This is a genomic window from Methanobrevibacter sp. (genome assembly GCF_045646205.1).
Taxonomy (GTDB): Archaea; Methanobacteriota; Methanobacteria; order Methanobacteriales; family Methanobacteriaceae; genus Methanocatella.
This window is the reverse complement of record NZ_JAZRKF010000001.1, coordinates 83,010-109,554: the sequence shown is the minus strand read 5'-3', so window position 1 is coordinate 109,554 and position 26,545 is coordinate 83,010. Positions and strand designations below refer to the sequence as shown.

The following is a 26,545-nucleotide window of genomic DNA, read 5'->3' as shown; positions in this document are numbered from 1 at the left end:
TTTGGAAATTATTTCAAAAATCGGTAAAACAGGTTCTATTAAAAATATTGCTTCAGTTACTGGTAATGAATATGATGTCGATAAAAGCAATAATCGTGCTGAGGCTTCTGTTAATGTTGCTAGGGCTGCTGATTTGGCTATTGTGAAATCATCTAATGTGTCTAATCCTAACTATGGTGATTTGGTGAAATGGACTTTAGTTGTTAGAAATATTGGTCCGGATGCTGCAACAGGCGTTAATGTTGCTGATGTGTTGCCTTCAGGTCTGATTTATCAGTCTGCTGCTCCAAGTGTTGGATCTTATTCCAATGGTGTTTGGACTATAGGCAATTTGGATAAAGATGCTTCTGCTACAATGGATATTATTTCAAAAATCGGAAAAACTGGTGTTATTAAGAATGTTGCATCAGTTACTGGTAATGAATATGATATCGACAAATCTAATAATCGTGCTGAGGCTTCCATAAATGTTCCAAAATCTGCAGATTTGGTCATTGTGAAATCATCCAATGTGTCTAATCCTAATTATAATGGCTTGGTTAAATGGACTATTACTGTTAGGAATGCTGGTCCTGATGCTGCTACTGGCGTTTATGTCACAGATGTGTTGCCTTCAGGTTTGATTTATCAGTCAGCTACATCAAGTATTGGCAGTTATTCCAATGGTGTTTGGACTATTGGTGATTTGGCTAAAGGTGCTTCTCAAACCTTGGATATTATCTGTAAGGTTGCTAAGACTGGTGCTATTAAAAATATTGCATCAGTTACCGGTAATGAATATGATGTTAATAAAAGCAATAATCGTGCTGAAGTTACCATAAATGTTGCCAAATCTGCTGATTTGGAAGTTGTTAAGGATGTTAATAATACTCGTCCGAATTATGGTGATTTGGTTAAATGGACAGTAACTGTTAGGAATAACGGTCCTGATGCTGCTAATGATGTTGTTTTAACTGATGTTTTACCTTCAGGATTGGTTATAAAAAGTACAACCGGCAATTATGCTAACGGTAAATGGTCTGTCGGATCATTGGCTGTTGGAAGTTCTATTAGCTTTGAAATTGTTACTTTGGTCAATAAAACCGGTTCATTTGTTAACAGGGTTTCTGTTGTTGGAAGAGAATATGATTATAATCCGTCCAATAACAATGCGTCAAAATCAATTTCTGTTCCTAAGGCTGCTGATTTATCAGTAATTAAAACAGTTAATGAAAGCGCTCCTAATTACATGAAATTGGTTAAATGGACAGTAACTGTTACAAATAATGGTCCTGATACTGCAACTGGTGTTAATGTCCGTGATGTGTTGCCTTCCGGTTTAGTCTATCAGTCTGCTACATCAAGTGTTGGCAGTTATTCCAATGGTGTTTGGACTATTGGTGATTTGGCTAAAGGTGCTTCTCAAACCTTGGATATTATCTGTATGGTAAATAAAACTGGTGTTATTGAAAATATGGCATCAGTTAGCGGAAACGAATATGATATTGATAAAATCAATAATAACGCTAAATCTTCCATTAATGTTGCCAAATCTGCTGATTTGGAAGTTGTTAAGGATGTTAATAATACTCGTCCGAATTATGGTGATTTGGTTAAATGGACAGTAACTGTTAGGAATAACGGTCCTGATGCTGCAAATGATGTTGTTTTAACTGACGTATTGCCTTCAGGATTAGTTATTAGAAGTACAACTCCTGGATATTCTAATGGTAAATGGTCTGTCGGATCATTGGGTGTTGGAAAATCTTTAACTTTTGAAATCGTAACTTTGGTCAATAAGACTGGTTCCTTTGTTAACAGGGTTTCTGTTGTTGGAAGAGAATATGATTATAATCCGTCCAATAACAATGCATCAAAATCCATTTCAGTTCCTAAAGCTGCTGATTTATCCATAATCAAAACGGTTAATGAAAGCGCTCCTAATTACTTGAAATTGGTTAAATGGACAGTAACTGTTACAAATAATGGTCCTGATGCTGCAACTGGCGTTAATGTCAGTGATGTGTTGCCTTCAGGTTTAGTCTTCCATTCATATGTTGCCAGTGTAGGCAGTTATTCAAATGGTGTCTGGACTATCGGCAATTTGGCTAAAGGCGCTTCTCAAACCTTGGATATTATCTGTATGGTAAATAAAACTGGTGGTATTGAAAATATTGCATCAGTTGGCGGAAACGAATATGATATTGATAAAAGCAATAATAACGCTAAAGCATCAATAGATGTTCCAAAATCCTGTGATTTAGAAATCATAAAATCCGTCAATAATTCAGCTCCAAACTACCGTGAATATGTTAAATGGACAATTACAGTTAAAAACAATGGTCCGGATAACGCAAGCGGTGTTTTTGTTGAAGACATCATGCCTGACGGCCTTATAATAATGAGTGCAAACGGCAATTATGATGGTAGCAAATGGTCAATCGGCACTTTAAATGCATTTTCATCAAAAACAGTAGAAATTGTAACATTTGTTAATAAAACCGGTTTATTAATTAACAATGCTGATGTTAACGGAAATGAATATGACCATAATAAATCAAACAACCATGATAATTCATCTGTTGACGTTGCAAAGGCAACTGATTTGGAAATTTCAAAAATCGTTGACAATCAAAATCCATTATATAAAAATAATGTAAAATGGATAATTGTTGTTAAAAACAACGGTCCGGATAAGGCAACAGGCGTTAAAGTCAATGAAGTATTGTCCGATGCATTTGAATTGCTTAAATCAACTGCAAGCAAAGGATATTACATTAACGGTATCTGGGATATTGGCAATTTGGATGCTGGAGAAAAAGTTAATTTGGAAATCATTTCTAAAGTTGTAAAAACAGGTAATTTCACAAATGCGGTTAACGTTACCGGAAATGAATACGACTATGTTCCTGAAAACAACAGGGCTAATGAATCAATAGATGTGGCTCCTTCAGCTGATTTGGAAGTAACTAAAAAGGTTAACAACAATTCCCCTAATTACTATGACATTGTCAAATGGACAGTAACCGTTAAGAATAACGGTCCGGATAAAGCAAATTCAATTGAAATTACAGACATTTTACCTAAAGGTCTTGAATTAATCAGCTATAACTCTACAAAAGGTTATTATAATGACGGATTCTGGAAATTCTGCTGTCTTGAAGTAGGCGAATCCCAGAATTTGGAAATTATCACAAGGGTTAAAGCTGTAGGTGTCATTAAAAATATCGTTACGGCAAGTGCTGATGAATATGATTATAATCCTAACAATAATAAGGATGAATCATCAGTTAACGTCGCTCCTTCATGTGACATGCAGGTGACGAAACTCTCAAATCAAAGCACAGTTAACTATAAAGAGCTGGTTAAATGGACTATAATTGTTAAGAATAATGGACCAAGCGATGCAACACGTGTTGTGGTTCTTGACACATTGCCTGAAGGATTAACCTTCATTAGTGCACAGGGTGATGGTACTTACTCAACAACCGGAACATGGTATGTTGGTAATCTTGCATCAGGACATTCTAAAGAATTGACAATTATTTCCAGATGTGATGATGTAGGTGAATTTACTAACATTGCAGTTGTTAAATGCGATCAGCATGATTACGATTCCTCAAACAATAGGGCTCAAAAAACTGTTAGTGTACCTCCTGCAGCCGATTTGGCAATTACAAAAAGTGTTTCAAAAGACCAATTTGAAGTTGGAGACTTGATTACATACAGAATTGAGATTGTCAATAACGGCCCAAGCACTGCAAGAAACATTAATGTCTCTGAATTCATGGATGATTCCCTTGAATTCAAATCCGTATTCACTGAATCCGGATATTATGGCAGTGTTAATCATGTATGGCATTTAAGCTCTTTGGCAAGTGGTGAAAAAGCTTATATACTCGTTAATGCAACCGCAAAAAATGAGGGAATGGCTAACAATAGGGTTTCTGTAGTCAGTGATACTTTCGACTATGATTTGGAAAATAATTACGCTGAATCAATCGTTGAAATTATTAAAAAAATTATAGATCCTGATAATCCATTCAATCCTGGTTTACACTCCAGATTCGATGAAGATTTGGATATGGCTCTAAAAGCTGGTGTATTAATGAAGGAAACCGGAATTCCTGTAGGATTGTTAATAAGTATGGCATTGATTTCACTTGCTTTGTGCGGTTCAAGGATTTCCAAAAAAGATTAATTTAAAGTAGCTTTCATGCTACTTATTTTTTTATTTTTTATAAGCTATTAAAATTATTGATTTGACGATTATTTATTCTACTACTTTTCCTAATTTCTATCATAATTATTGTTCGTTAATGTAATTTAATGGAAAACTATATATATCCGTCATGACATATATTGTATTTGTATGATAATAAGTTGTTAATAAAATATTGCTATTTTCATACGCAATTTTAAAAAATGATTTGGAGGATATTATGGTCGAAAAAGATGCTTCTGTAAATATTGAAAATGAAAAATTGCCTTTCGCTAAAAATGAAGTCTACCGCTTGATGAAAGAGAATCTGGACAGTGACAAACAGATTAGGGAAAGGGTGAAAGTGGAAATGAACAGGTTTCTTGGTGAAGTATTGAAAAATGTATGCAAACAACTTAATGATTATCCATACACCACTATCGAATATGAAATGTTCAGGGAATCAGTATATCCTTACACCAACATTGAAAGAATCAATGAGGAAAAGGAAAGGATTTTAATGCATCTGGATGCCATAAAAGCTGACTGTGATGCTTTGGCAATGGATGTTCAAAAAACGTTAAAATTAAACGATGCTGTCGAAAAAGATTCATTTTCTGATTTTTCACCAAGTTCAGAAGATGAATAATCTTTTTAATTTTCTTTTTTTATATGGGATTTAAGTATAATTTAAAGTTGTTTTTCTATTGTTGCTTTCATTTTTTTTAATCGATTTTTCCAAATTTTTGAAGTATCAAAATTATTGATTTTTCACTAAATTATTTTACTAGTTGACTTCATTTCTATTAAAATTATTATTCGTAAATGTAAAATAATGCATAGATTTATATAAGACTTTGAATAAAAATAATAATTGATATTGGTGTAAAGAAAAGTTTTTTACAAACTTGATAAATTTTGCACAATATTTTTTTTAATAAAAATGAAGTGATTTTTTATGTCAGAAGAAGAAAACTTTGAACAAACCGAAGAATTCATCGATGAAGATGAAGAAAAATTACCTTTCGCTAAAGCTGAAGTTGTCCGTTTAATGAAAGAAAATCTTGATGACGACAAAATGATTAGGGAAAGAGTTAAAGTGGAAATGAACAAGTTCTTAGGTGAAGTATTGAAAAATGTATGTAAACAATTAAACGATTACCCATACACTACTATTGAATACGAAATGCTTAAGGAATCTACTTATCCTTACACTAACATTGAAAGAATCAATCAAGAAAAAGAAAGAATTTTATTACACTTAGAAGCTATTAAAGCTGATTGTAACGCTTTAGCTATGGATGTTCAAAAAACATTAAAATTAAAAGATGTTGTAGAAGAAGATTCATTCGCTAACTTCTCAGCAGATATTGAAGAAGAGGAAGAAGAATAATTCTCTTCTTATTACTTATTTTTTAATTATCCTCGATATGTGAAAAGCCCGTTTTTAAGTTTTTCAATTCATCTTCAGGAATTTCAGATACCACCACATCATCGCTCACGATATTGCTCTGACCGAATGGATCATCTATTATTAACGTTGCAGTGCCGTTACCTTTAATTAACTCCCTGATTTCTGCTAACGTATTTTTGGCGTTTGTTTGTGATGCCTCATCTTCAAAAAGATTCAATGCCTTAATGACTGCCCCTTCAAATCTCGTAAGTATTCCCTCAACATTCGTTACATATCCTTCTGATTTTGGACCAGGTTCTACCTTAACGCCAATTTCAGGTATGCTGACGGTAGCTGACTGTGAACGTACAACCCTGACGGACAATGTTTCTTCAGATATTTTCAATGTGTATTTTGCAGGGTCGTTCTGCTCTAGAGAAATAACGTCGCTGTGTTTAAAACCGCATTTTTTACATTGGATTGTGGTTTCCAGTACTTTTCCGAAATGCGGAATTTCAATTTCTTTCATTATTGATGTTGCAATACCGTCCACGCCGCATGCAGGACATTTGATAACCATTTCATTAATTTCAACTGTTTCTTCTTCACTCATCGTAAACAAATCCTTTATCTGTCAATTCTTTTTTAATTTTTTCAAGCACTTCACTGTTGGCAGCACAGATTAACAGTTCCCTGTATTTTGAAATGTTATATAAATTGGTTAAGTCTTCTCTGACATTTTCATTTTTATCAATATTTTCAATAAAGCGTTTTGCAGAATCGTAATCTGAAACCTTAACGTCCCTTATAAGTGGATCTTTAAATCCTTTCAGGCTGTAAATGATTTTTTCTATGCTTCCGCTGTTCTGGTTTATAATGATGTCAACAACGTCTTTAAGCTCATCAATGCTGTTCGTTAATTTGATATTCATGCAGGACTTATTGATTATTGTTAAAATCTGCTCTATGCTTTTGTCTATGCTTTCCGTTTTGATTATTGAAACGTTATTCTTTTCAGCTTCATGCAATAAATGATTATGGATGATTCTGTTTTCAGTAAAGAAATCAAGCTGTTTTCCTCCTCTGTGGATTTGGATAGCTCTTTTAACGAATCTTTCTTTGTGAGACTCTTCATCTGAACTTAAAACAAAGAAATAAATCTCAGCGTAATCCCTGAACTGTTCAATGTCAATCAGACCAGGAACCAGATGGACTCCTTCAATAATGATGTCGTCATAATCGGTTATTGCCCTTTGGATTATTTTTTCAAGTCCCGGAATCACATAGGAAGCATGTTCGTCAAAACCCGCTGAAACCAGGTCTTCATAACTGCTGTAATTTGCTTTATTTCTTAAATTTTTATAAGCGTCATATGATGAACTGTGCAGTGCCGGAGCATATTCCTTTCCTATAATTCCCCGAACAACCGCTCTTATGAAATCACTTTCAATCAAATGTTTTATATTTAATTCTTTAGCTAATTGGGAAGCAATTGTTGATTTTCCAATCCCTGATGCACTTCCAATTAATATAACATAAGGCTTTCTCATGTTTTGCCACTCCATGTGTCTTTTGTATAATTTATATATATTATGTTAAATAAGATTTTTCAATTTAAAAGATATATTTTAATATAAGAAAATATAATAACTATAATTAATATATAATTTTTTTGAAATAATTTTTTTTTAAAAAAATTTTCAAGATTATTTTTATTATTATGAGATATTATAAGTTATAAGGAGAGATTAGTTTTGTATTCAGTAAATTCAGTTAAGGAAATTCAGGATTTAAACCCCTTCATTGTTGTTGGTTGTGGAGGCGGTGGAGAAAAATTCTCCAATCTTGAAGGCGTTGAAGCAGTTGGATTCATTGATGATGACGAAAGAAAACAAGGCAAACAGTATTGCGGACATATCATTTCAGACAGTTTGGAAAAGTGTCTGATGGATACAGATGCAAAATCCATTGTTATAATGCTGCCGATTGGTGCAGAGGGAACAGCTCTCAAGTATGCTGTTCAGGCTATTGATGCAGGATTAAATGTTGTCACTTCATTCAGGTCATTATCCATAGAAGATAATCCGTCATTGGCTAAGTTCGCTGAATCAAAGAATGTTGTTATTAAAGAAATCAGTCCTAGACTTGATGTAGTTGAGGAATTTGCAGGTATTGCTCCTGAAAAATCCTGTGAAATTTTACCTAAAATATCATATACTCCAAAAGCTCCTGTCGTATTTGTTGGAGGAACTTCTCAGGAATGCGGTAAAAGAACTACTTCTAAAAAATTAGGTATAGCTGCTATGGAACGTGGTATGACTCCTGCAATTATATCTACTGATGAAATGGGACTTGAAGAACCAACTGATTTTAATTTTAGAGCAGGCAGTTTATCTGCAATGGATGTTCCTGCCGCTATTTTATCCGCTATTAAATATGTGGAAAACAAAAAGAATCCGGATATTATTTTTATTGAAGGTCAATCCAGTTTAACCGAAAAAGGAAATCCTCATCCAAGAGGTTTATCTGCAGCTATTTTAATTGGTGCTGCTCCTGATGCGGTCATTGTTGGACACAGACCTAATCATCCATACAGGGAACCTAGAGGAATCGAAGAAGAAATCAAAGCTATTGAATCTCTCGAACCAACCAAGGTCGTTGGTCTGTCCATTAACTTAAAAAATGCGGAATTGGATATGGATGTTGAATTCTTCGAATCCAAGTTTGATTTGCCTGTTGAGGATGTTTACAATAATGGAGCTTCAAAATTATTAGATGCTATTCTTGATTATTTAGAGGAGTAATTTACATGACATTGATGGATACAATTAAAAAAAGTTTAGGTTTTGAAATCGAAGAAGGACCTAGACAACAACCTAGGAATAATGGTCCAGGCATGGGTTCTTCCAGCCCTCGCAGTCCAAGACAAAATCCTAATTTCACAGGTAGTCCACGTCCTAGACCAACTTATGAGGATATAGAACCTATTATTCCTGAACAGCCGTATTATGAAATTGTTTTGATTAGGCCAAGGACTATTGATGATATCAATTATGTTGTAGATCAGGTTCTTGAAGAGAAAAATCCTGTAATTTTGGACTTGTCTTTTCTTGAAAACGAAAGTCCTGCTAACTTTAAACTTGCTGGAGATAAGATTAAACAGATGAGATCTCGTTATGGTGCTCAGGCATTATTGCTTTCCCGTACCAGTGAGAAAAATTTAATTGTTATTTCTCCTAAGAAAGTTAAATTAGTTAAAAAAGCTTAATTTCGATAATGCATTTCTGCATTATTATCTTATTTTTTATAATTTTTAGGCATACCTAAAAAAATAGAAATATTTATATACTACTTCTTACAACATTATTAAATAGTGATGTAAAGTTTAGGTAAACCTAAAAAACACATTGCTTTAAACATTATAGTCATTAATGAAAAACTCCAAAATTAAATTTTGTTTGAATTAGTTTTTCCACAATTTTCTAATTCAAATATAGGAAAATATCTGCCAAATAATTTTCCAAAAAACACTTTGGTGTTTAAATCGGTATTAAACACCAATTATTATCTCTTTTTTTAAAATTTAAAGAATTTTTGAGCATTTTTAAAGGCAATCTTGTCGATTTCTTTTTTCTCATATCCAAGTCTTTTAAGTTCCCTGACTGTTTTAGGAACGGAAAGGGGATCGGATGGCTTGTTGCTCATGTCACTGTTTAGGAGGAATTTGTCAAATCCGTATTCGTCCAAAATGCCTATCGCTTCTTCTTTATCCATTTTCTGCGGCTGAACCGTAAGGCCCAATGTGTAGTCTGTTGAAATTACCTTATCAACTACATTTTGATTGATGTGGTCGATTACGACATATTCCGGTGAAATGTGCTCGGGCAGAATCTCAAGTATCTCGTCGAGCACTTCGGATTTGTTTTTTCTAGGGGTGTGGATGATGACGTTGGTTTTTGTCTCTTCAGCTATATCAAGCTGCCTTTTAAAAATTCTGTATTCGTTTTCTGTCAAATCTTCAAGACCTATTTCACCGATTGCTACAATGTCTTTATTTTCAATCCACTGATAGAGTTCTTCAAAGATTATTTCACCGTCGACTGAAGTGTTCGTCGGATGGATTCCAAGTGCAACCTTAAGTTCGAGTCCGTGTTCATATGCTCTTTTCGTGTCATAGTTCAAGATTCTCATTAAATGATTTAAAAGAACCGTGTCATTATCTATCTTGTATGGATAAAAGGCACAAGTTACTGCAGTGTCTATTCCAGATAAATACATTTCCTTAAAATCTTCACCACTTCTTGCATCAGCATGTATATGTGTGTCTATCATTTTATCACTTTGAATAATTTAACTTCTCATGTTATTGGTATATTGCTTTCAAGTTAAAAAATTATCCTAACCTTACCCATGATTTAAATACTTTTTGCAAGTGCGAAAGTGCGACTAGTCGCACTTCCTTAGAGTTTATATTATGATTATGATAAACACTTCGATAAGTATTACTGGTGGTGATATTTATGAAAAATATTTCAAATACTATAGAGAACTATGAACCCATTTCAAAAGATATAAAATTCCTGCCTAAATCCATGATTAGGTTAGCGATACTTAAGACTTTATACGAATGCCCTATGAACATGAGGGAGGTTAATCATGAAACCAAAATCAATTACAGCGCCATATCAAATAACATGCACATGCTGGAGCTTGGAGGATATATCTATCAGGAAAATGAATGCTATTTTCTATCAAACGCCATGAGGATATACATGGGAAACATGTTAAAGCTGGGTCAGCTAATGTCGCTTCTTGAAAGGATTGCCCCAATTACTCAAAACCACATTGTCCGTTCATTGCCTCTGGATTCAATTTACAACTTCCATCATCTTGATGATGCCAATCTGATTGAAGCGGATGGTCTCAACGTCTATAAAACATATGATCTGATTGAAAAGGCAATAAAAAAATCCGATTGTTTAAATGCAATTCTGCCCTTTTCTTATAACAATTTCAATGAAAGCATTAACAGGATTGCCTCAAAAAATAAGTTAATCCATCTGATTTCACCAGTTGACATCAAGGATTTTCTACTTAAAAACATTAAAGCTTCCAGAAGCAATTTAAGGATTGACTTTCTGGACTTTGATGAGGATGACTATCTGCTTCTGGTGTGCAGCGATAAAAAAATGATGCTCGGCTTTTTTAAAGAGGACGGCATATATGACCAGAATAGATTATTGACGTCAACCAACGATAAATGCATTGAGTGGGCTAATGAGCTGTTCAATAATTTCAAAAAAGAGAATTTAAATGAGTATTAATACTCATTTATAATAATTTTCCAGATAATCTTTAAGTTCTGCGATTGCAATTCTTTCCTGAGCTTCGGTGTCCCTGTCCCTTACGGTAACCATATTATCATCTTTTGACTCGTAATCTACAGTTACTGCAAGCGGGATACCGATTTCATCTGCTCTTGCATATCTTTTACCGATTGTATTTCCTTCATCATATTCAACGGTAAAACCTGCTTCCCTTAATGAATCTTTAATTTCTGTTGCAATTTCCGGAAGTCCGTCTTTTTTAACGAGAGGATATACTCCTACCTGAACAGGCGCTACGGATTTTGCAAATTTGAAATAGTCTTTTTCTTCCGTTTCCTTAAATGAATGAAGTAAAACTGAATAGAGAATACGGTCAATACCGAATGAAGGCTCAATTACGTGAGGAATGATTTTTTCACCGGTAACGTCTTCTTCCACTTCTTCTATGATGAGAAGGTCTTCTGATACCTCGTATGTATCGTCCAATTCTATGACGTATTTGCCTTCACTTTCCAAAGCGGAAATGATTTCTTTTGGATCTGCATCTTCAATGGCCTGTTTCACCTTAGGTGAATCTCCCTTAAAGACAGGTCCGAATTTTGACAGGTTAGGTTTTACAACGGTTTTTTTGACTTTTCTAGGTTCATCATATTCCTTAAAGACATACAATTCATCATTACTGAATTCGGAGTGTGATGATAAGTCATAGTCACCCCTGTCTGCAATTCCGATGATTTCAACCCATCCGTATTTGTCGGTTTTAACTTCAACGTCCCAACAGTCAAGCGCATAATGAGCCATTTCTCCGGCCAAATGCTGACGGAATCTTAAAACCTCTGAAGGAATTCCGATTTCATTTAAAAATTTACGTGCTAAATATAACTGGTAAATCAGCATTTCGTTAGCGACAATGCCTTTATCGAGAGCTTCTTTAGCGGTGATTTTTAAAGGCTCCAAATCATTTTCCTGAACTTCCTGGGAGTTTAAAATCAATATCTCATTTTCAATTTCTGAAAACTTGGGGGTTGTCTTGTCTTCAGGGTCTAAAAAGATTTCAGCTTCAGCCTGGGTAAATTCCCTGAGTCTTATGACACCCTGTCTTGGTGAGATTTCATTTCTGTATGCCTTTCCTAACTGAACAGCACCGAATGGAAGCTTTCCTCTAAAAAATCTTTCAAGACGTTTGAATAATATAAATATTCCCTGTGCGGTTTCAGGTCTCATGTAACCTACTTTATTTCCTTTAGCACCGATCTGGGTTTTAAACATCAGATTGTAATCCCAGATACTGGCCAGGTCTCCGCCACATTCAGGACATTTGATATTGTTTTCCTTTACGATTTCATCCATTTCACTGTTTTCAAGGCTTTCCACGTCACGCCCGATTGCCTCTTCAATGATATGGTCTGCTCTGAAAACTTCTCCGCAGCTTTCACATTTGGTCATAGGGTCTGTGAAATTGTCAACGTGTCCTGATGCTTTAAGGACTTCTTTAGGCATTACGGTCGGACCTTCTATTTCGTAAAATCCTTCACCTGAAACGTACTGCTTTCTCCATTTCTGCATGATATTGTTTTTTAAACTTGCTCCTAAAGGACCATAATCAGTAAACCCGGACACTCCGGAATATATTTCAAATGATGGCCATAAAAATCCTCTTTTCGCACTTATATTAGTCATTTTGTCATGATTCATAAATATTAACTTCCATTTATTTTTTTAATTCGTAATCTTGCTTAACTCTACTGCTTTCAGGACGTACCTGTCCCATATATTTACTGTTCCTCTCAGGATGTCCGTATGGCAATTCTGATGGTGTAGTCATTGTTTCAAAAACAATCTGACATACTCTCTGGCCAGGATATAGCGCAACAGGCATCGCACCGATATTTGAGATTTCAAGGGTGATTTTTCCTTCAAAACCAGGATCAATAAATCCTGCGGTCACATGCATTGTAACACCGAGCCTTCCCATACTGGAACGGCCTTCAACACGGGCCACAAGGTCATCTGGAATTTTAACGTACTCCAATGTTGTAGCCAATGCGAATTCATTCGGATGTATTATGAAGGCTTCTCCTTCCTCAACGGTACTTGATTCCATGTATGATGCCACGTCATCCTCATCCTTCGGATCAATGTATGCCTTTCTAATTACCTTAAATACCTTAAACTCATCTCCCAGTCTCATATCAACGGAAGACGGTTGGATTTGTTTTTCATCTATAATAGGGTCAATAACGATTTTCCCCTCTTCCAAGTATTCTCTTATAGTTTTATCACTTAAAATTGCCATTTTATCACACAATAAATATCATTCATATTCAATGAGGTTTTCCATTCTATTGACTACATTATCAATAGTTTCACTTGTATAATCAATTGTAAGGGCTCCGAATTTGCATGAGTTCACACAAAGACCGCAGCCTTTACAGCTATTAGAATCAATTATTATTTTGCCGTCATGCTCATCAATCGCCTTATACATGCAGATTTCATTTAAACATTTCATGCAGCTTTTACATTTGTTGCAGTCATATTTTACTTTAACTCCTTCCAGTCTTTCCAGTTTGTCGGTGATATCTGGATGTAGGTTAGGATAGACCTTCCATAAACAGCAGCATGGACAGCAGTGACATATTGTAAGAAGACCTTCGTCAGGCCTCACATTCATCCAGACCGTATCGATTTTATTTCTGCCGATAATGTGGCATAATCCTGCCTCGTCAGCTTTGTCAACCTGGGCTAAAGCCTCTTCAACAGTTGCTTTTTTACCTATGGCTTCAGGTATCTTTCTGCTTGTAGGGCCGAGGAAAATACATCCGATATCGTGAGGATAATCCTTGCAGTCACTTGAAGTTCTGCATAAGCATGTGTTCATGATTACTATGTCGTCGCAGCGTTTAATGACGTCTTTAATAACGTCTGTTGGAAGAAATTCTGATTTTTCGGCTTCAATTTTTTTATTAACGTTGATTGTATTTGGAATAACTATGATTTCATCCTTTTCAAATAGCATTTTATTGATTATTTTTTTAGCTATTCTTGATTGTTTTGTTGTCTGGGCAATTCGAAATCTCCAGTTGAAGATTCTGTTAACAACAAATATGCTTATTTCAGCAAAGCTTTTTCTTTTCATGTTTACTCCATTTTATTTTTCAATCTTCTTAAAATGCCCTTGAACGTATGGGCTTCTCTTCCTGTAATAAACGCTCTGTTTATTATATTTTTAAATACTTTTAAGCCATTTCTTTTCTTGTGGTCGGGAATATCAAGGCCGTTTATCATCTCTTCCATATCCTTAATCAGATATTCCTTTTCAAGTGAAGTGCTTTCTTCAAGCCCCTCAACAGGAAATTCGTGCTTATTTTTAAACAGTTCATAAAATATTATTGCTGCAGCGTGTGAAATATTCAATATTGGATATGTGGGGTCTGTTGGAATAGATACGCAAATATCACAGTCTTCTATTTCACTGTTTGAAAGACCGTCCCCCTCTCTTCCGAATAATAATGCTATTTTATTATTAATATTTATGCTTTTTGATAACTGTTCAGGTCTTAAGGGAATTCTTGATAAATTGTAGCTTCCTCCGGCAACACCTGTTGATGCGATTTTAAAGTCAATTCTTTTGGACTGGTAAAACTCATCGAGACTCGGATAAACCAAAGCATTCTCAACAATGTATTTTCCGTGCGTTGCCTGATAATAGGCTTCGGGAGTTAATGCTGGCGGATTTATAAGCACCAGGTTTTTCAGTCCGAAATTCGCCATGGTTCTTGCAAGAAATCCAATATTTCCAGGGGTTTCACATTCAACAAAAACAATATAAATGTTATTTTTAAAGAAATCCAGTTCGTCATCTTCATCCTTTTTATTCTGCTGCAAATCTTTAATGGCCAGTGACTGTCCTCTGGATTTTGCCTTTTTTGTGGAAGTTGACTTTTTTTCAGCCTTTTTTTCTTCTTCAGGTGAAGTGACAGGTGTAGTTTCAACCACTTTCTGTTCACTTACAGCTGCATCTCCTATTTTAATCAACTCCATTTATTCATAAGCTTTTTCCAATAATTCTAAAATGTGCATAACCTTAACGTTTTCTTCATTAATGTCATCCAATCCGTCCTGAAGGTTTCTCTGACAGAAGGGACATATTGTAATTACCGCATCGGCATTAGTGTCTTTAATCATTTCCGCCTTTGCTTTTGAAAGTTCCATTGCAATCTCGGGTCTTCCGGATTTGATTCCTCCTCCGGCACCGCAGCACTGGCAAGGATAAAGCATCTCTTCAAATTCAACTCCTGGAATTTGCTCAATTATTTCTCTAGGCTGGTCCTTAATGCCCTGACCTCTTCCAAGGTGGCATGGGTCATGATAAGTAACTTTCATATTCACTTCTTTCATTTTCTCAGTATCGAGCTTATCGACCAGAAATTCGCTGATGTCCATTACATTGAGCTTTGAACCGAATTGAGGATGATTGTTCTTAAGTGTGGCTCCGCAGCCTGAACATAGGGTGATTACGGTATCATAATCCTTGAAAACTTCTTTATTCTTATCAACAAGGCTTTGTACGAGCTCAGTCTGGCCTGTTCTTAAAAGTGGGGAACCGCAGCAGACCTGTCCTTCAGGAATGTCGATTTTAATGTCATTTGCTTCAAGAACATTAAGTAAGCTGTGGCCTATCTTTTGCAGTTTATTGTCCAGCATGCATCCGGTAAAGAGTGCAACTTTGGAGCCGTTGTAATTGTCAACCTGGCTGATAAAGCTTTCACCGTCACAGCTGACTGACCTTCCCGTATTTTTGATGTTGTCATTGAATGCAACATGCTCAGGCAAAGGCCCAAGGTCTTTACTGCATGCAATTGCCCTCATCTTTTCGATTGCGTCACCGAATGTATTGATGTTTTTCGGACAGACCGCCAGACATTTGCCGCAGCTTGTACAGTTGTAGAGGCCTTCGTCCAAACCTTCTTTCAAACGGTCAAAGTCTTCACGGGGGTCAGAATCAAATTTTGATATGTATCTCATAATGTACGGGCCGCCGAATTCTGCGGTTGCAAAGTTAACGACAGGACAGCTTGATAAGCAGGAATAGCATTCAATACAGCTTCTGACCTTTTTGGTTTCGGCAGTATCATCTTTTGTTATTGATTCATCCAGTTCATCATGATGCTTTGAGTGTAAATTCAATTGAAGGTCTTTCACCTTGTTTTCAATCCCGCTTTTATCAACAATCAGGTCTTTAATGACCGGAAAACGCAAAGGCTCGATTCTCGCATTGTCCTTGATTTCCTTCTGACATGCAAGAGCACCGTTACCGTTAAATAAAATTCCACAGGATCCGCATTGTCCTGCCCTACAGGAACTTCTAAAGCTAATGTCGGCATCATACTTTTCATTTATTGCCTGAAGAGCATCCAAAACTTTCATTTGTGGAGTTTTCTCAATTTCATAACACTCCATGTGGGGTTCGCTGTCAACTTTTTTATCGAACCTTGAGACATAAACTTTAATCATCATTTCTCTCCATATAAAAATTTATATTATATTTTGAACTTATCAATATAATATATTCTATTAATTATTAATATAATTTTAAGATTTTTTTGAGGATAAATATAATGAATTTAAAAGAACTAGTTACTGGAAAATCTGGTGAAAAACAGTTTTTGTTAGGTAATGAAGCTGCAGTAAGAGGCGTAATAGAAGCAGGCATTTCTATTGCAGCAACATATCCAGGAACTCCTTCATCAGAAATTGGAAATATATTGTCAGTGCTTGCAAAAGACGCTAATATTTATTTTGAGTTTTCAACAAATGAAAAGGTCGCAATGGAAGTGGCAGCAACCGCAGCAGCATCCGGACTTCGTTCATTCACCTTCATGAAGCATGTGGGAATGAATGTTGCAAGCGACTCATTCATGACTACCGCATACACTGGCGTTAATGGCGGAATGGTAATTTTAACTGCAGATGATCCTTCACTCTTTTCATCTCAAAATGAACAGGATACCCGTAATTATGCACGTTTGGCAAATGTTCCCGTTTTGGAACCTTCCAACTGTCAGGAAGTTAAAGACATGGTCAAATATGCATTCGATTTATCTGAAGAGTACAAATTGCCTGTAATTGTAAGAACAACAACCCGTGTATCACATATGCGCGGTGTAGTTGAATTCGGTGATGTTAAGGACAATTCATCAAACAATGACAATCACTGGGCCAGAGGTCATTTCGATAAGGACCCTTCAAAATACGTTCCTGTACCAGCATTCGCAGGCAAGATGCATGAAAGGTTATGTGAAAAAATTACTAAAATCAACGATGAAACTAATAAATCAGGATTCAATGATTCCGTTTCATTTTCAGATGATAAAAAATATGGGGTAATCTCTTCCGGAAGCGCATTCAATTATGCGTTTGACGTTATCAAATACAATGATTTGGATATGGACATTTTAAAAATAGGATTTTCCTATCCTTTCCCGGACAAAAAGGTTTTGGAATTCATAAAGGATTTGGATGAGGTCTTTGTCGTTGAAGAGGTTGACCCTATAATGGAAAAAGAGGTTTTAGCCATAATTGGACGTGAAAACTTAGATGTTGTTGTTCACGGTAAACTTGATGGAACCTTACCAGAATGTTATGAATTCAATTCAGATATCGTGGCTGAAGGTTATGATAAAATATTAAACTTCTTGAATAAAGAGGATATTGCATTTTCCGGAAGTTTAAATGAATTAAGCGAAAAAATACCTTCAAGAGCACCGGTATTATGTGCAGGATGTCCTCACAGGTCAATGTATTATGGAATCAATTTAGCTATTGGAGAGCTCGGACTGACTCCTGCAGACGTTATATTCGCATCAGATATAGGATGTTACACATTAGGTATAAATCCACCTTACAATGCAGCTGACTACTTGTTATCCATGGGATCAAGTGTTGGTGACGGCTGCGGATTTTCAGTTTCAACAGACCAGAAAGTGGCAAGTTTTATTGGAGATTCCACATTTTTCCACAGCGGTATTTCTCCACTGATTAATGCCGTTCACAACAAGCACAATTTCGTTTTAACAGTACTTGACAACAGGATTACCGCAATGACGGGCGGCCAGCCTAACCCAGGAATTCCTGTTGACGGAATGGGCGATGAGGCACCGGAGATTTCTATCCGTAAACTTGCTCTTGCATGTGGTGTTGATTTTGTACGTGTAATAAATCCGTTCAATCTGGAACAGGTTGTCAAAACCTACAAGGAAGCCTTTGAAAGAGATGACACAGCAGTAATCATTTCAAAAGCTCCATGTACTTTAATCAAAGGATTGACAAAAAAACCGCCAGTTAATTTCATAGAATCAAACTGTAATAACTGTGATAAATGTGTAAATGAACTTGCATGTCCTGCAATATCAAAACTTGACGGAAAAATAGATATTGACAAGTCAATGTGTGACGGATGCGGAGTTTGTATTCAGGTCTGTAAATATGGTGCATTGGAGGTGGGAAAATGAGCTACAGTATCTATATTTGCGGTGTAGGAGGTCAGGGAATTATTAAAACCTCTGTAATCATCGGTGAAGCTGCAATGAATCAGGGTCTCGACGTTGTAATGAGTGAAATTCATGGAATGTCACAAAGAGGAGGGTCTGTATCAACAGAACTTAAAATAGGTGATTTTAACAGTTCAATTATTCCGGACACAACCGCAGACATGCTGCTTTCCTTTGAACCTATTGAAACCATAAGGGGATTGCACAAGGTCAATAAAGACAGTAAAATCGTTTACAATACTCATCCGATTATTCCGTCCTCAACTAATGAGGCTTATCCGAGCGTTGACAGCATTACAAATTCATTAAAAGAGAATTTTAACCACGTATTGCCTATTGATGCTACCAAATTGGCACTGGAAGCCGGAAACGTATTGTCTTTAAACATGGTGCTTTTAGGTGCAGTGACTGCCGATGATAAGTTTCCGTTATCAAAGGATTCGGTTATTGATGCGATGAAAAATAATCTGCATGAAAGGTTCCATGATTTGAATCTTAAAGCAATCGAAAGCGGATATCAATCCATAAAAGGTTAAATATTATTATGATTAAATCTTTAATTAGATAAAAAAAGTGGGGATATTATGGCTTACCAAATAGATAATGCTATTGTAAAAAAAGATAGAACAGGCAAATTAACATTAATCGACCCTGAAGGTCATTTTCAAGATGAAGATGCTTTCATAGCAATAAAAAGTGATGATTTAATTACAATTCAACTTTTAATTAACAGTATCTTAAACAATGACTTTAAAAGCTGGAGAGAACTTGGTGTGGTTCCGGACTCCGAACCTGTAAAAAGTTTACTCCCACGTTTAGGATACTCCAGGGACGATATTGCTCAGTTATTAAAAGGATTTTAATTCCTTTTTTACTTTTTTTTTAATTATTGTAGTTAATTTTGTGGTTAATTAATATTTCAAAAAATAGTAAAGAAAAGAGTGTTAAATCTTTTCCAATTCTTCGTTTTTAAGTATTTTGGCGTCGCTTTTTTCAAAGGCTTCAACTGCTTTTGCAGTGTCTTCTACTTTTATTGCGACTATTGCTTCACCAGGATTGCTGCTTACAAAGGCATAAATGTATTCCAGATTAATGTTTGCATCATCCAAAATTGCCAATGTTGAATTCAATCCGTTTGGCTTATCCGGAACTGCAATAACAATAACTTCACTTTCCTTTACGATGAATCCGTCTTCTTCAAGTGCGGCTATTGCCTTTTCATTGTCAGATACAATGAGTCTTAAAATACCGTATTTGCTTGTATCGCCGACAGACAATGCACGGATGTTAATGCCTGCATTTGCCAATGTATCAATAGCTTTTTTAATTCTTCCTTCCTTGTTTTCGATAAATACTGAAATTTGAATTGCCATATTACCACCTTTCTATAAGTTCCTTTCATCGATTACACGAACAGCTTTTCCTTCACTTCTTGGGAGTGATTCAGGTTCACATAATGTAACGTCTACTCTTAAACCTGTTTCTGATCTGATTGATGATTGAATCTGTTTTTCCAGTCTTTCCATTTCTCTTATTTCGTCTGAGAACAGTTCTTTTGAAGCTTCTACCTTAACTTCGACCTCATCGAGAATGTCCGGCCTTGTTACATGTATCAGGTAGTTCGGACTTGCCCCTTCAATTCTAAGGAGTGCCTTTTCAATCTGTGATGGGAATACCATTACACCTTTGATTTTAAGCATGTCGTCACTTCTTCCAGTAATTCTTGTCATTCTGACGGTTGTTCTTCCGCATTCACATTTGTCTGCTATTAATGAAGTCAAATCTTTGGTTCTGAATCTTAAAATAGGCATTCCGGTTTTTGTAAGGGATGTCAATACCAGTTCTCCGCTTTCACCGTAATCCAGTGTTTCACCGGTTTCGGGATTGATTATTTCCGGATAAAAGTGATCGTCCTGAATGTGCATACCGTTCTGTTCATCACATTCCTGTGCGACTCCCGGACCCATTACCTCGGTAAGTCCGTAAATGTTGTGGGTTACGATTCCAAGGGAGTCTTCAATTCTTTTTCTCATTTCATTTGTCCACATTTCGGCTCCGTGGATTCCAATTTTCAGGTTGATGTCTTCCAGTGGAATTCCAGCCTTCTGACGTGATTCTCCCAGATACATTGCATATGATGGGGTACATGTTAAAATGTCACTTTGAAAATCCACCATGGTATCCAGCTGTCTTTGGGTGTTTCCAGCAGAAATCGGTATTGTTATTGCACCCATCTTGTTTCCACCGTGGTGAATTCCAAAACCTCCGGTAAACAACCCGTATCCGTATGCGTTCTGGATAATGTAGTCTTTTTCGGCTCCGGCCATTTTCAATCCACGGGCAATGCATTCTCCCCATATTTCCAAATCGTTTTGGGTATATGCGGTCACCGTCGGTTTTCCGGTTGTTCCGGAAGATGCGTGGATTTCTACAATTTCCTCACGCGGAACTGCAAGTAATCCAAGAGGGTAAGCCTCTCTCAAATCATTTTTTGTTGTAAATGGTATCTTTTCAATATCCTCTAAGCTTTTTATGTCTTCCGGTTTTAATCCTATTTCATCAAATCTTTTTTTATAGAACTCAACATTCTCGTATGCAAGTTTCACGGTTTTTTGAAGTCTTTTCAGCTGAACCTTCTGCTTTTCTTCTTTATTCATGCATTCTGCTTTTTCATCCCAAAACATATTTATCCCTATTTTAAAATTATTTTTTTCATACGTTTTAATATTTGGATTTTAATATAATATAAGCTTTTTTTAATAGTACATTTCTGTACTATGTGGTATTGATGTTTTATTTTGGCTTTTTAATATTGATTTTAGCTTTAATTAATATCAATTTATTGTACATAAATGTACATTAATGTATCTTTAATGATAATCTTTAAATAACTGGGGTAATATATAATACCTTTGAATATGATATATATTATAGAGGTTTAAATTATGGACGTAATGATTTTAGCTATTGTTTTTATAATCTATATTTTTGCATTGGTTTTTGTAGGTTATTATGCATACAGAAAAACCAATTCCTCAGAAGATTTTATGATAGCTGGTAAGGATACTCACCCATTCATTATGGCAATGAGTTATGGGGCTACTTTTATCTCGACAGCGGCTATTGTAGGTTTTGGAGGAGTTGCAGGTGAATATGGGATGAGTGTTTTATGGTTGGCTTTCCTGAACATTATTGTTGGAGTTATCATAGCATTTATACTGTTGGGAAAAAGAACCCGTAGAATGGGTCATGCTTTAGGCTCCTTAACGTTTCCGGAGTTTTTAGGAAAGCGTTTCGACTCTAAATTTATTCATTATTTCTCAGGTTTAATAATTTTCTGTGCAATGCCGCTTTATGCAGCTGTAGTTTTAATAGGTGCTGCAAGATTTTTGGAATCTTCACTTTTAATCGATTTCAGTATTGCACTTCTTATTCTATCAATAATTATCACATTCTATGTGCTCTTCGGAGGAATCCGTGGAGTAATGTATACCGATGCATTGCAGGGTTCCATAATGGTTGTTGCAATGATATTCTTGCTTGTATTTATCTACTGGCTGCTCGGCGGAGTTTCAAATGCAAATTCTGCCCTTACCAATATGGTAAATCTCTATCCTGCTGATGCAATAGCGACGGGAGGTACGGGATGGACGAGTTTCCCGACGCTGGGAACGCCGTTCTGGTGGTCACTTGTATCATCCACACTTATCGGAGTAGGTATCGGGGTACTTGCACAGCCTTCACTGATTGTAAGGTTCATGACAGTAAAATCAGATAAGGAACTTAACAGGTCAGTTTTAATCGGAGGTATCTTCATTGCAATCATGCCTACAACCGCTTACATTGCAGGATCTCTTTCCAATGTCTATTTCCATCAGAACTTCGGTAAAATCGCAGTTGATATGGTTGGAGGAAACATTGACAAAATCATACCTACATTCATTACATCAGCATTGCCTGAATGGTTTGTATATATCTTTTTATTGTCCCTGATTGCAGCTGCAATGTCAACAATATCTTCTCAGCTTCACACTCAGGGAACAGCGTTTGGTGTGGATATCTACGGTACAATGAGAAATAAGGCCAAACAGAAACTTGACCAGATTACCATTTCAAGAATCGGTATTTTAATAGCAATCATTTTAGCGTTGATTATGGCATTTTCACTTCCTGGAAGTGTGGTTGCACTCGGAACAAGTCTCTTCTTTGAAATCTGTGCGGCAGCATTCCTGCCTGTATTTTTAGGCGCACTTTACTGGAAGGGAATTACAAGACCTGGTGCCATTGCAGGAATCGTATCCGGAACTTTCATAAGTCTTTTCTGGTTGATTTTTGTATTTGCAAAAACTGCAAAAGGTCTCGGAATATGTATGGCGTTATTCGGTGTTGAAACAATCATTCCTGCTGCGCCATGGCCGTTTATTGACGTAATGTTAATAGCAGTTCCTGTCTCAGCAATATTTACTCTTGTTGTAAGTTTACTTACAAAACCTCCGGCTCAGGAAGTAATTGATGAGGCATTTAAAAATATTGACAATAAAGGAAGTGAGGCACAATGATGCTTTTTGGAATTGAAGACCCATGGATTTGGGGAGTATATGTTGGAATTATACTGTCCACGCTTTTCTGTATTGTTTACGGTATAATAAACTGGAATAAAGGAGACTGATTTCTCCTTTTTTGCTTATTTTTTTATAGTTTGATTTCTAAATATTATCTTGATGAATACTGACAACGAAAAGATTTTTACAAAATCGTTTTTCCTGATTTTTATTGCATTATTGTTTACTGCTCTTGTAATGTATGCGTTAATGTCCACGGTAACTGAACACGCTACGGCAATGGGATCTTCTGCCACAATTGCAGGGCTGGTTTCAGGGATTTACATTTTCGGAGGCCTTTTATCAAGGATTTATTCAGGAAATGCTTTGGGAAAACACAGCTGGAGAAAGATTGCGCTCGTTTTCATGAGCATTCACTTTATCTCATGCTTTTTGTATTTTTTTGTCAGTGATGTTAGTCTTCTCATTATTGTCCGTTTCATTCACGGGATCGGTTTTGGAGCATCTGCCAATGCAATCGTTACAATCGCAAGTGAAATCCTACCTAAAAGCCGTTTCGGCGAAGCATTCGGTTACTTTATGCTTGGAACCACAATTGCCGTCGGGCTTGGCCCATATATCGGAGCATTTCTATATGACAATTTCTCAGCTTCAGGATGCTTTTTATCAGCAATGCTTTTTTCAGCAATTGCATTGGCTGCAATGTCTTTAATTGATATTGATAAGTTTGATACTAAAAAGGCAGATGAAAGTGAAACCTCATACAGCCTATTTGAAAAGGTTTTTGAAATAAAGGCGATTCCTGTTTCTCTATTTACTGCACTCACGGCCTTAGGTTACGTTTCAATACTGTCATTTTACAGGTTATATGCCGCCCAGGTAAATCTGGTGGATGCATTTTCATACTTTTTTATAGTGTATTCAATCTGTCTGGTGGCATCAAGACCTATTGCAGGTAAAATTCAGGACAAATATGGTGACATGATAATCTGTGTTGTCGGAATTCTAGCCCAAAGCATAGGTATCTTTTTAATCGCCTGGGCACCTTCACATATCACTGTATTTATCTGTGCGGTCTGTGTCGCCCTGGGTTTCGGTACACTGAACTCAGCATGCACAACAATCGTAACCAGAAACTCTCCAATTTCCCGCCGTTCATATGCATTATCGACATTTTTCATTTTCTGTGACGCTACAATGGGTTTCGGTCCGGCACTCTTGGGAAGTTTCGTATCTCCCGCAGCAGGATACACAATGATGTATTACGTTGCATCTGCAGTCACATTTCTCGCACTTCCGATAGCAATCCTTTCACTTAGGAAGAATTGAATTTTTAGGTTTGTAAAAACTTTTTTTCAGATATGGCTAAATTTATAGGTTTATTTAATTAAATTAAGTTAATTTTAAATATTATTTAAGATATAATCTATATTCAAGCAATTAATTGATGTGGGGGTAATATAATGGCTAAGAAAAAAGATGTTGATTTTGAAGATACGATTGTCGTTGATGAAAATGAGGAATTAACCAGTAAAAAAGAGGTATGGGAGTTAAATCCTGCTGAATCTCTTGCATATAACTGTATGAAAACCGTTTTTGTCGGCGGATTCATGATCGGGGACTTGCTGGGATGTTCTTCTAAAAAAGATGATGAAAAATAGTATCTTTTAAATTTTAGGTTAAACTAAATTTAACCGCTTTTTTTCTTTTTATTTAGGCAAATCTAAATTTAAAATAGTTAATTTTAAATATGGGATATAATAAATTATCAATTAAGTTATATGGGTGATAAATGAGGTTATATTTTATCATCAAATCGAAAAAGAAAAATTAATTTTTTCTTTTTCACCATTCTCCTTTTTCGTAAAAATTTAACACTTATGTTTTATAAATTTATTATTAATTAGGGGGAATGAATTTGAAATTAAAGAAAAACGATCCTGATTTTTTTGAAATATTTAATCATTTCAATAACAAGGAGATACTGGAATACGTTTCCATATCAAAAAGAACGAGATTCATAATTACATTAGCCACATTAATAACCAATACCTCCAAGGAAAAGTATGCCATTGCCGTTCGTGACGCATTGGAAGTATTGACTCCAGTAGAAATTAAGGAAGTACTGTATCAGTCTGTTGCATATGTCGGGCTTGGAAAGACATTTGAACTTTTTGAAATAACAAATGACGTTTTATCTAAAAACGGTGTTGAGCTTCCTTTAAAAAGCATTTCTACAGTCAATCAAGATAACAGGCATGAAAAAGGATTGGAGATTCAAAATAAGTATTTTGGTGCTGAAAATATTCAGGCAATGATTGACAACACTCCTGAAGGCCAGGAAAGATTCAATGACTTTCTTTCAGGATACTGCTTCGGTGATTTCTACACAAGGGACGCATTAACGGATTCTGACAGGGAACTGATAACATTCTGTGTACTTGCGACTCTTGGAGGTTGTGAAAATCAGTTGAGAGGTCACGTGCAGGGTAATTTTAATGTTGGCAATGATAAAGAGGTTTTAATTGATGCACTCACTATTCTTTTGCCTTATATCGGTTTTCCAAGAACGTTGAATGCATTGGCAATAATTAATGAATATTAATGCATGAAGCATTAATATTTAAATTTTAAGGTTTCTTCAACTGCCATCATGTTTCTGAATTCGGCAGTAGCATCATCAAGATAGAATATTCCCATTTCCCAGTTGTTTGCTTTATAGATTTCGCCGATTTCAGGCATTATCTCATAGGTTTTTTCAACAAGTTCTGGGTTGTCATCTGCTGTTGCAGTTCCGTAATATCTTATGAATTTGTCTTTCGCATCGTTTAGTGCAACGATTTCTATTTTAGGGTTTTCCTGCATTTGTTTCCATACTTCCTTAAAGGTTCCTACACCGAAGTATATTTTGTCGTCGATTAACATGTGAAAACCTAAAGGTCTGCATTTTGCCTGGTCACCGTCTATGCTTGCAAGGAAAAATACTCCCGCATCCGCTAAAAAGTCGTTTACTTTTTTAATATCTGACATTTTTTCACCTATCTTTTTTAATTGGATTTCTATCTATTATTTTATTTAAATATAATTTTTGCTTTGATGAAAATAATTCTCGATATTTTCATACATTCTTTGCATATTGAATAATTGCTTTTGGAGTTAATTAAATTAAAGATAATTTTTTTGTTTAGGTTTTAATGGAGTGTCTTTTGCATTAACTGCAGCGGTGTTAATATGGTATTTGATTAAATCATTGTGGTGTATATCAAATACTTTAATTTTTACATAATCATCCTTAAATGGTTAATAATATTTGTGATAAATTTGATTATATTAAGATATTTTTCAACATGTCCCTTGAAATACAATCTATTTAAAAGTTTGCTGAACTCCTGATGAAAAATTGTTCTGAAAAACTATAATCTGTAAAGTTATTGGAAAATAATTTGTTTTCATAATATTTGGACATCAACTTCATCTAGGTGAAGTACTTTATTTTATTGAAGTTCGGGTTTCAACTTCATCTAGGTGAA

General features: G+C 35.6%; 25 protein-coding genes. 14 read left to right on the top strand and 11 right to left on the bottom strand.

Going from position 1 to position 26,545, the window contains the following annotated elements; genetic code table 11:
• The 3 genes from ACKI44_RS00590 to ACKI44_RS00580 form a co-directional block, all read left to right on the top strand.
• A partial coding sequence (locus tag ACKI44_RS00590; RefSeq protein ID WP_407420777.1) for a DUF11 domain-containing protein occupies nt 1-4,180 on the top strand: 4,180 nt, incomplete at its 5' end.
• A gap of 241 nt (nt 4,181-4,421) precedes the next feature.
• Complete coding sequence (locus ACKI44_RS00585) at nt 4,422-4,829, top strand: hypothetical protein (RefSeq protein WP_407420776.1); 408 nt, start codon at nt 4,422-4,424, stop codon at nt 4,827-4,829.
• 309 nt (nt 4,830-5,138) lie between these two features.
• On the top strand, nt 5,139-5,573 hold the full coding sequence (locus ACKI44_RS00580) for a hypothetical protein (RefSeq protein WP_407420775.1): 435 nt from the start codon (nt 5,139-5,141) through the stop codon (nt 5,571-5,573).
• Nucleotides 5,574-5,595: 22 nt separating this feature from the next.
• On the opposite strand, the gene ACKI44_RS00575 is transcribed toward ACKI44_RS00580, so the two are convergent.
• Together ACKI44_RS00575 and ACKI44_RS00570 are read right to left on the bottom strand one after the other, a co-directional pair.
• Nucleotides 5,596-6,186, bottom strand: coding sequence for a ZPR1 zinc finger domain-containing protein (locus ACKI44_RS00575; protein WP_407420774.1), 591 nt, complete (start codon nt 6,184-6,186; stop codon nt 5,596-5,598).
• Nucleotides 6,179-7,123 (bottom strand): 3H domain-containing protein, encoded by a 945-nt coding sequence (locus ACKI44_RS00570; RefSeq protein WP_407420773.1) that lies wholly within the window; start codon nt 7,121-7,123, stop codon nt 6,179-6,181. Before ACKI44_RS00570 ends, ACKI44_RS00575 begins: the two co-directional genes overlap by 8 nt.
• 204 nt (nt 7,124-7,327) lie before the next feature.
• On the opposite strand from ACKI44_RS00570, the gene ACKI44_RS00565 reads away from it, so the two are divergent.
• On the top strand, nt 7,328-8,377 hold the full coding sequence (locus ACKI44_RS00565) for a DUF1611 domain-containing protein (RefSeq protein WP_407420772.1): 1,050 nt from the start codon (nt 7,328-7,330) through the stop codon (nt 8,375-8,377).
• 5 nt (nt 8,378-8,382) lie between these two features.
• Complete coding sequence (locus ACKI44_RS00560; RefSeq protein ID WP_407420771.1) at nt 8,383-8,841, top strand: cell division protein SepF; 459 nt, start codon at nt 8,383-8,385, stop codon at nt 8,839-8,841.
• 308 nt (nt 8,842-9,149) lie between these two features.
• On the opposite strand, the gene ACKI44_RS00555 is transcribed toward ACKI44_RS00560, so the two are convergent.
• The gene (locus ACKI44_RS00555; RefSeq protein WP_407420770.1) at nt 9,150-9,905 is read right to left on the bottom strand and encodes a TatD family hydrolase; all 756 of its coding nucleotides are present in this window, start codon (nt 9,903-9,905) and stop codon (nt 9,150-9,152) included.
• A gap of 188 nt (nt 9,906-10,093) precedes the next feature.
• Between ACKI44_RS00555 and ACKI44_RS00550 the strand changes: the two genes are divergently transcribed.
• A complete protein-coding gene (locus ACKI44_RS00550; protein ID WP_407420769.1) occupies nt 10,094-10,897 on the top strand; it encodes a helix-turn-helix transcriptional regulator in 804 nt (267 codons plus the stop codon).
• Between the two features lie 3 nt (nt 10,898-10,900).
• Here ACKI44_RS00550 and glyS read toward each other — a convergent pair whose 3' ends face one another.
• From glyS to tfrB, 5 genes are read right to left on the bottom strand one after another with little or no spacing between them, the layout of a single operon-like run.
• Nucleotides 10,901-12,595: a glycine--tRNA ligase gene (gene glyS / locus ACKI44_RS00545; RefSeq protein WP_407420768.1), complete on the bottom strand. Its 1,695-nt coding sequence runs from the start codon at nt 12,593-12,595 to the stop codon at nt 10,901-10,903.
• 16 nt (nt 12,596-12,611) lie between these two features.
• On the bottom strand, nt 12,612-13,196 hold the full coding sequence (dcd, locus tag ACKI44_RS00540) for a dCTP deaminase (RefSeq protein ID WP_407420767.1): 585 nt from the start codon (nt 13,194-13,196) through the stop codon (nt 12,612-12,614).
• An 18-nt stretch (nt 13,197-13,214) separates the two neighbouring features.
• On the bottom strand, nt 13,215-14,039 hold the full coding sequence (locus ACKI44_RS00535) for a 4Fe-4S binding protein (protein WP_407420766.1): 825 nt from the start codon (nt 14,037-14,039) through the stop codon (nt 13,215-13,217).
• A 2-nt stretch (nt 14,040-14,041) separates the two neighbouring features.
• Nucleotides 14,042-14,938, bottom strand: a complete 897-nt coding sequence (locus ACKI44_RS00530) for a TrmJ/YjtD family RNA methyltransferase (RefSeq protein WP_407420778.1) — start codon at nt 14,936-14,938, stop codon at nt 14,042-14,044.
• A gap of 6 nt (nt 14,939-14,944) precedes the next feature.
• Nucleotides 14,945-16,417: a fumarate reductase (CoM/CoB) subunit TfrB gene (tfrB, locus tag ACKI44_RS00525; protein WP_407420765.1), complete on the bottom strand. Its 1,473-nt coding sequence runs from the start codon at nt 16,415-16,417 to the stop codon at nt 14,945-14,947.
• 104 nt (nt 16,418-16,521) lie between these two features.
• Here tfrB and iorA point away from each other — a divergent pair, with 104 nt between their 5' ends.
• The 3 genes from iorA to ACKI44_RS00510 are packed head-to-tail and all read left to right on the top strand — an operon-like array spanning nt 16,522 to nt 19,316.
• Nucleotides 16,522-18,414, top strand: coding sequence for an indolepyruvate ferredoxin oxidoreductase subunit alpha (gene iorA / locus ACKI44_RS00520; protein ID WP_407420764.1), 1,893 nt, complete (start codon nt 16,522-16,524; stop codon nt 18,412-18,414).
• Nucleotides 18,411-18,989, top strand: coding sequence for an indolepyruvate oxidoreductase subunit beta (locus ACKI44_RS00515; protein WP_407420763.1), 579 nt, complete (start codon nt 18,411-18,413; stop codon nt 18,987-18,989). Before iorA ends, ACKI44_RS00515 begins: the two co-directional genes overlap by 4 nt.
• 48 nt (nt 18,990-19,037) lie before the next feature.
• A complete protein-coding gene (locus tag ACKI44_RS00510; protein WP_407420762.1) occupies nt 19,038-19,316 on the top strand; it encodes a hypothetical protein in 279 nt (92 codons plus the stop codon).
• Between the two features lie 81 nt (nt 19,317-19,397).
• Here ACKI44_RS00510 and ACKI44_RS00505 read toward each other — a convergent pair whose 3' ends face one another.
• Both ACKI44_RS00505 and ACKI44_RS00500 read right to left on the bottom strand, forming a co-directional pair.
• Nucleotides 19,398-19,826, bottom strand: coding sequence for an amino acid-binding protein (locus ACKI44_RS00505; protein ID WP_407420761.1), 429 nt, complete (start codon nt 19,824-19,826; stop codon nt 19,398-19,400).
• Nucleotides 19,827-19,838: 12 nt separating this feature from the next.
• A complete protein-coding gene (locus ACKI44_RS00500; protein ID WP_407420760.1) occupies nt 19,839-21,137 on the bottom strand; it encodes a phenylacetate--CoA ligase family protein in 1,299 nt (432 codons plus the stop codon).
• Between the two features lie 261 nt (nt 21,138-21,398).
• Between ACKI44_RS00500 and ACKI44_RS00495 the strand changes: the two genes are divergently transcribed.
• The 5 genes from ACKI44_RS00495 to ACKI44_RS00475 all read left to right on the top strand — a co-directional run bounded on the left by ACKI44_RS00495 (nt 21,399) and on the right by ACKI44_RS00475 (nt 25,620).
• Entirely contained in the window at nt 21,399-23,012 is a 1,614-nt protein-coding gene (locus ACKI44_RS00495; RefSeq protein ID WP_407420759.1) for a sodium:solute symporter, read from the top strand.
• Nucleotides 23,009-23,122: a symporter small accessory protein gene (locus ACKI44_RS00490; RefSeq protein WP_407420758.1), complete on the top strand. Its 114-nt coding sequence runs from the start codon at nt 23,009-23,011 to the stop codon at nt 23,120-23,122. The genes ACKI44_RS00495 and ACKI44_RS00490 overlap by 4 nt, the downstream gene beginning before the upstream one ends.
• A 52-nt stretch (nt 23,123-23,174) precedes the next feature.
• On the top strand, nt 23,175-24,344 hold the full coding sequence (locus ACKI44_RS00485) for an MFS transporter (protein ID WP_407420757.1): 1,170 nt from the start codon (nt 23,175-23,177) through the stop codon (nt 24,342-24,344).
• A gap of 134 nt (nt 24,345-24,478) precedes the next feature.
• Nucleotides 24,479-24,676 carry a hypothetical protein gene (locus ACKI44_RS00480; protein WP_407420756.1) on the top strand — a complete coding sequence of 66 codons (198 nt, stop codon included), beginning with the start codon at nt 24,479-24,481 and terminating at the stop codon, nt 24,674-24,676.
• Nucleotides 24,677-24,933: 257 nt separating this feature from the next.
• Nucleotides 24,934-25,620, top strand: a complete 687-nt coding sequence (locus ACKI44_RS00475) for a carboxymuconolactone decarboxylase family protein (protein ID WP_407420755.1) — start codon at nt 24,934-24,936, stop codon at nt 25,618-25,620.
• 11 nt (nt 25,621-25,631) lie between these two features.
• Here ACKI44_RS00475 and ACKI44_RS00470 read toward each other — a convergent pair whose 3' ends face one another.
• The gene (locus ACKI44_RS00470; protein WP_407420754.1) at nt 25,632-26,045 is read right to left on the bottom strand and encodes a pyridoxamine 5'-phosphate oxidase family protein; all 414 of its coding nucleotides are present in this window, start codon (nt 26,043-26,045) and stop codon (nt 25,632-25,634) included.
• Nucleotides 26,046-26,545: the final 500 nt, after the last annotated feature.

Bases quoted from the DNA above. Each gene is read 5' to 3' on its own strand.
- ACKI44_RS00585 (WP_407420776.1), top strand. From the start codon at position 4,422: ATGGTCGAAAAAGATGCTTCTGTAAATATTGAAAATGAAAAATTGCCT.
- ACKI44_RS00580 (WP_407420775.1), top strand. From the start codon at position 5,139: ATGTCAGAAGAAGAAAACTTTGAACAAACCGAAGAATTCATCGATGAA.
- ACKI44_RS00575 (WP_407420774.1), bottom strand. From the start codon at position 6,186: ATGAGTGAAGAAGAAACAGTTGAAATTAATGAAATGGTTATCAAATGT.
- ACKI44_RS00570 (WP_407420773.1), bottom strand. From the start codon at position 7,123: ATGAGAAAGCCTTATGTTATATTAATTGGAAGTGCATCAGGGATTGGA.
- ACKI44_RS00560 (WP_407420771.1), top strand. From the start codon at position 8,383: ATGACATTGATGGATACAATTAAAAAAAGTTTAGGTTTTGAAATCGAA.
- ACKI44_RS00555 (WP_407420770.1), bottom strand. From the start codon at position 9,905: ATGATAGACACACATATACATGCTGATGCAAGAAGTGGTGAAGATTTT.
- ACKI44_RS00550 (WP_407420769.1), top strand. From the start codon at position 10,094: ATGAAAAATATTTCAAATACTATAGAGAACTATGAACCCATTTCAAAA.
- glyS (WP_407420768.1), bottom strand. From the start codon at position 12,595: ATGAATCATGACAAAATGACTAATATAAGTGCGAAAAGAGGATTTTTA.
- dcd (WP_407420767.1), bottom strand. From the start codon at position 13,196: ATGGCAATTTTAAGTGATAAAACTATAAGAGAATACTTGGAAGAGGGG.
- ACKI44_RS00535 (WP_407420766.1), bottom strand. From the start codon at position 14,039: ATGAAAAGAAAAAGCTTTGCTGAAATAAGCATATTTGTTGTTAACAGA.
- tfrB (WP_407420765.1), bottom strand. From the start codon at position 16,417: ATGATTAAAGTTTATGTCTCAAGGTTCGATAAAAAAGTTGACAGCGAA.
- iorA (WP_407420764.1), top strand. From the start codon at position 16,522: ATGAATTTAAAAGAACTAGTTACTGGAAAATCTGGTGAAAAACAGTTT.
- ACKI44_RS00515 (WP_407420763.1), top strand. From the start codon at position 18,411: ATGAGCTACAGTATCTATATTTGCGGTGTAGGAGGTCAGGGAATTATT.
- ACKI44_RS00510 (WP_407420762.1), top strand. From the start codon at position 19,038: ATGGCTTACCAAATAGATAATGCTATTGTAAAAAAAGATAGAACAGGC.
- ACKI44_RS00505 (WP_407420761.1), bottom strand. From the start codon at position 19,826: ATGGCAATTCAAATTTCAGTATTTATCGAAAACAAGGAAGGAAGAATT.
- ACKI44_RS00500 (WP_407420760.1), bottom strand. From the start codon at position 21,137: ATGTTTTGGGATGAAAAAGCAGAATGCATGAATAAAGAAGAAAAGCAG.
- ACKI44_RS00495 (WP_407420759.1), top strand. From the start codon at position 21,399: ATGGACGTAATGATTTTAGCTATTGTTTTTATAATCTATATTTTTGCA.
- ACKI44_RS00490 (WP_407420758.1), top strand. From the start codon at position 23,009: ATGATGCTTTTTGGAATTGAAGACCCATGGATTTGGGGAGTATATGTT.
- ACKI44_RS00485 (WP_407420757.1), top strand. From the start codon at position 23,175: ATGAATACTGACAACGAAAAGATTTTTACAAAATCGTTTTTCCTGATT.
- ACKI44_RS00480 (WP_407420756.1), top strand. From the start codon at position 24,479: ATGGCTAAGAAAAAAGATGTTGATTTTGAAGATACGATTGTCGTTGAT.
- ACKI44_RS00470 (WP_407420754.1), bottom strand. From the start codon at position 26,045: ATGTCAGATATTAAAAAAGTAAACGACTTTTTAGCGGATGCGGGAGTA.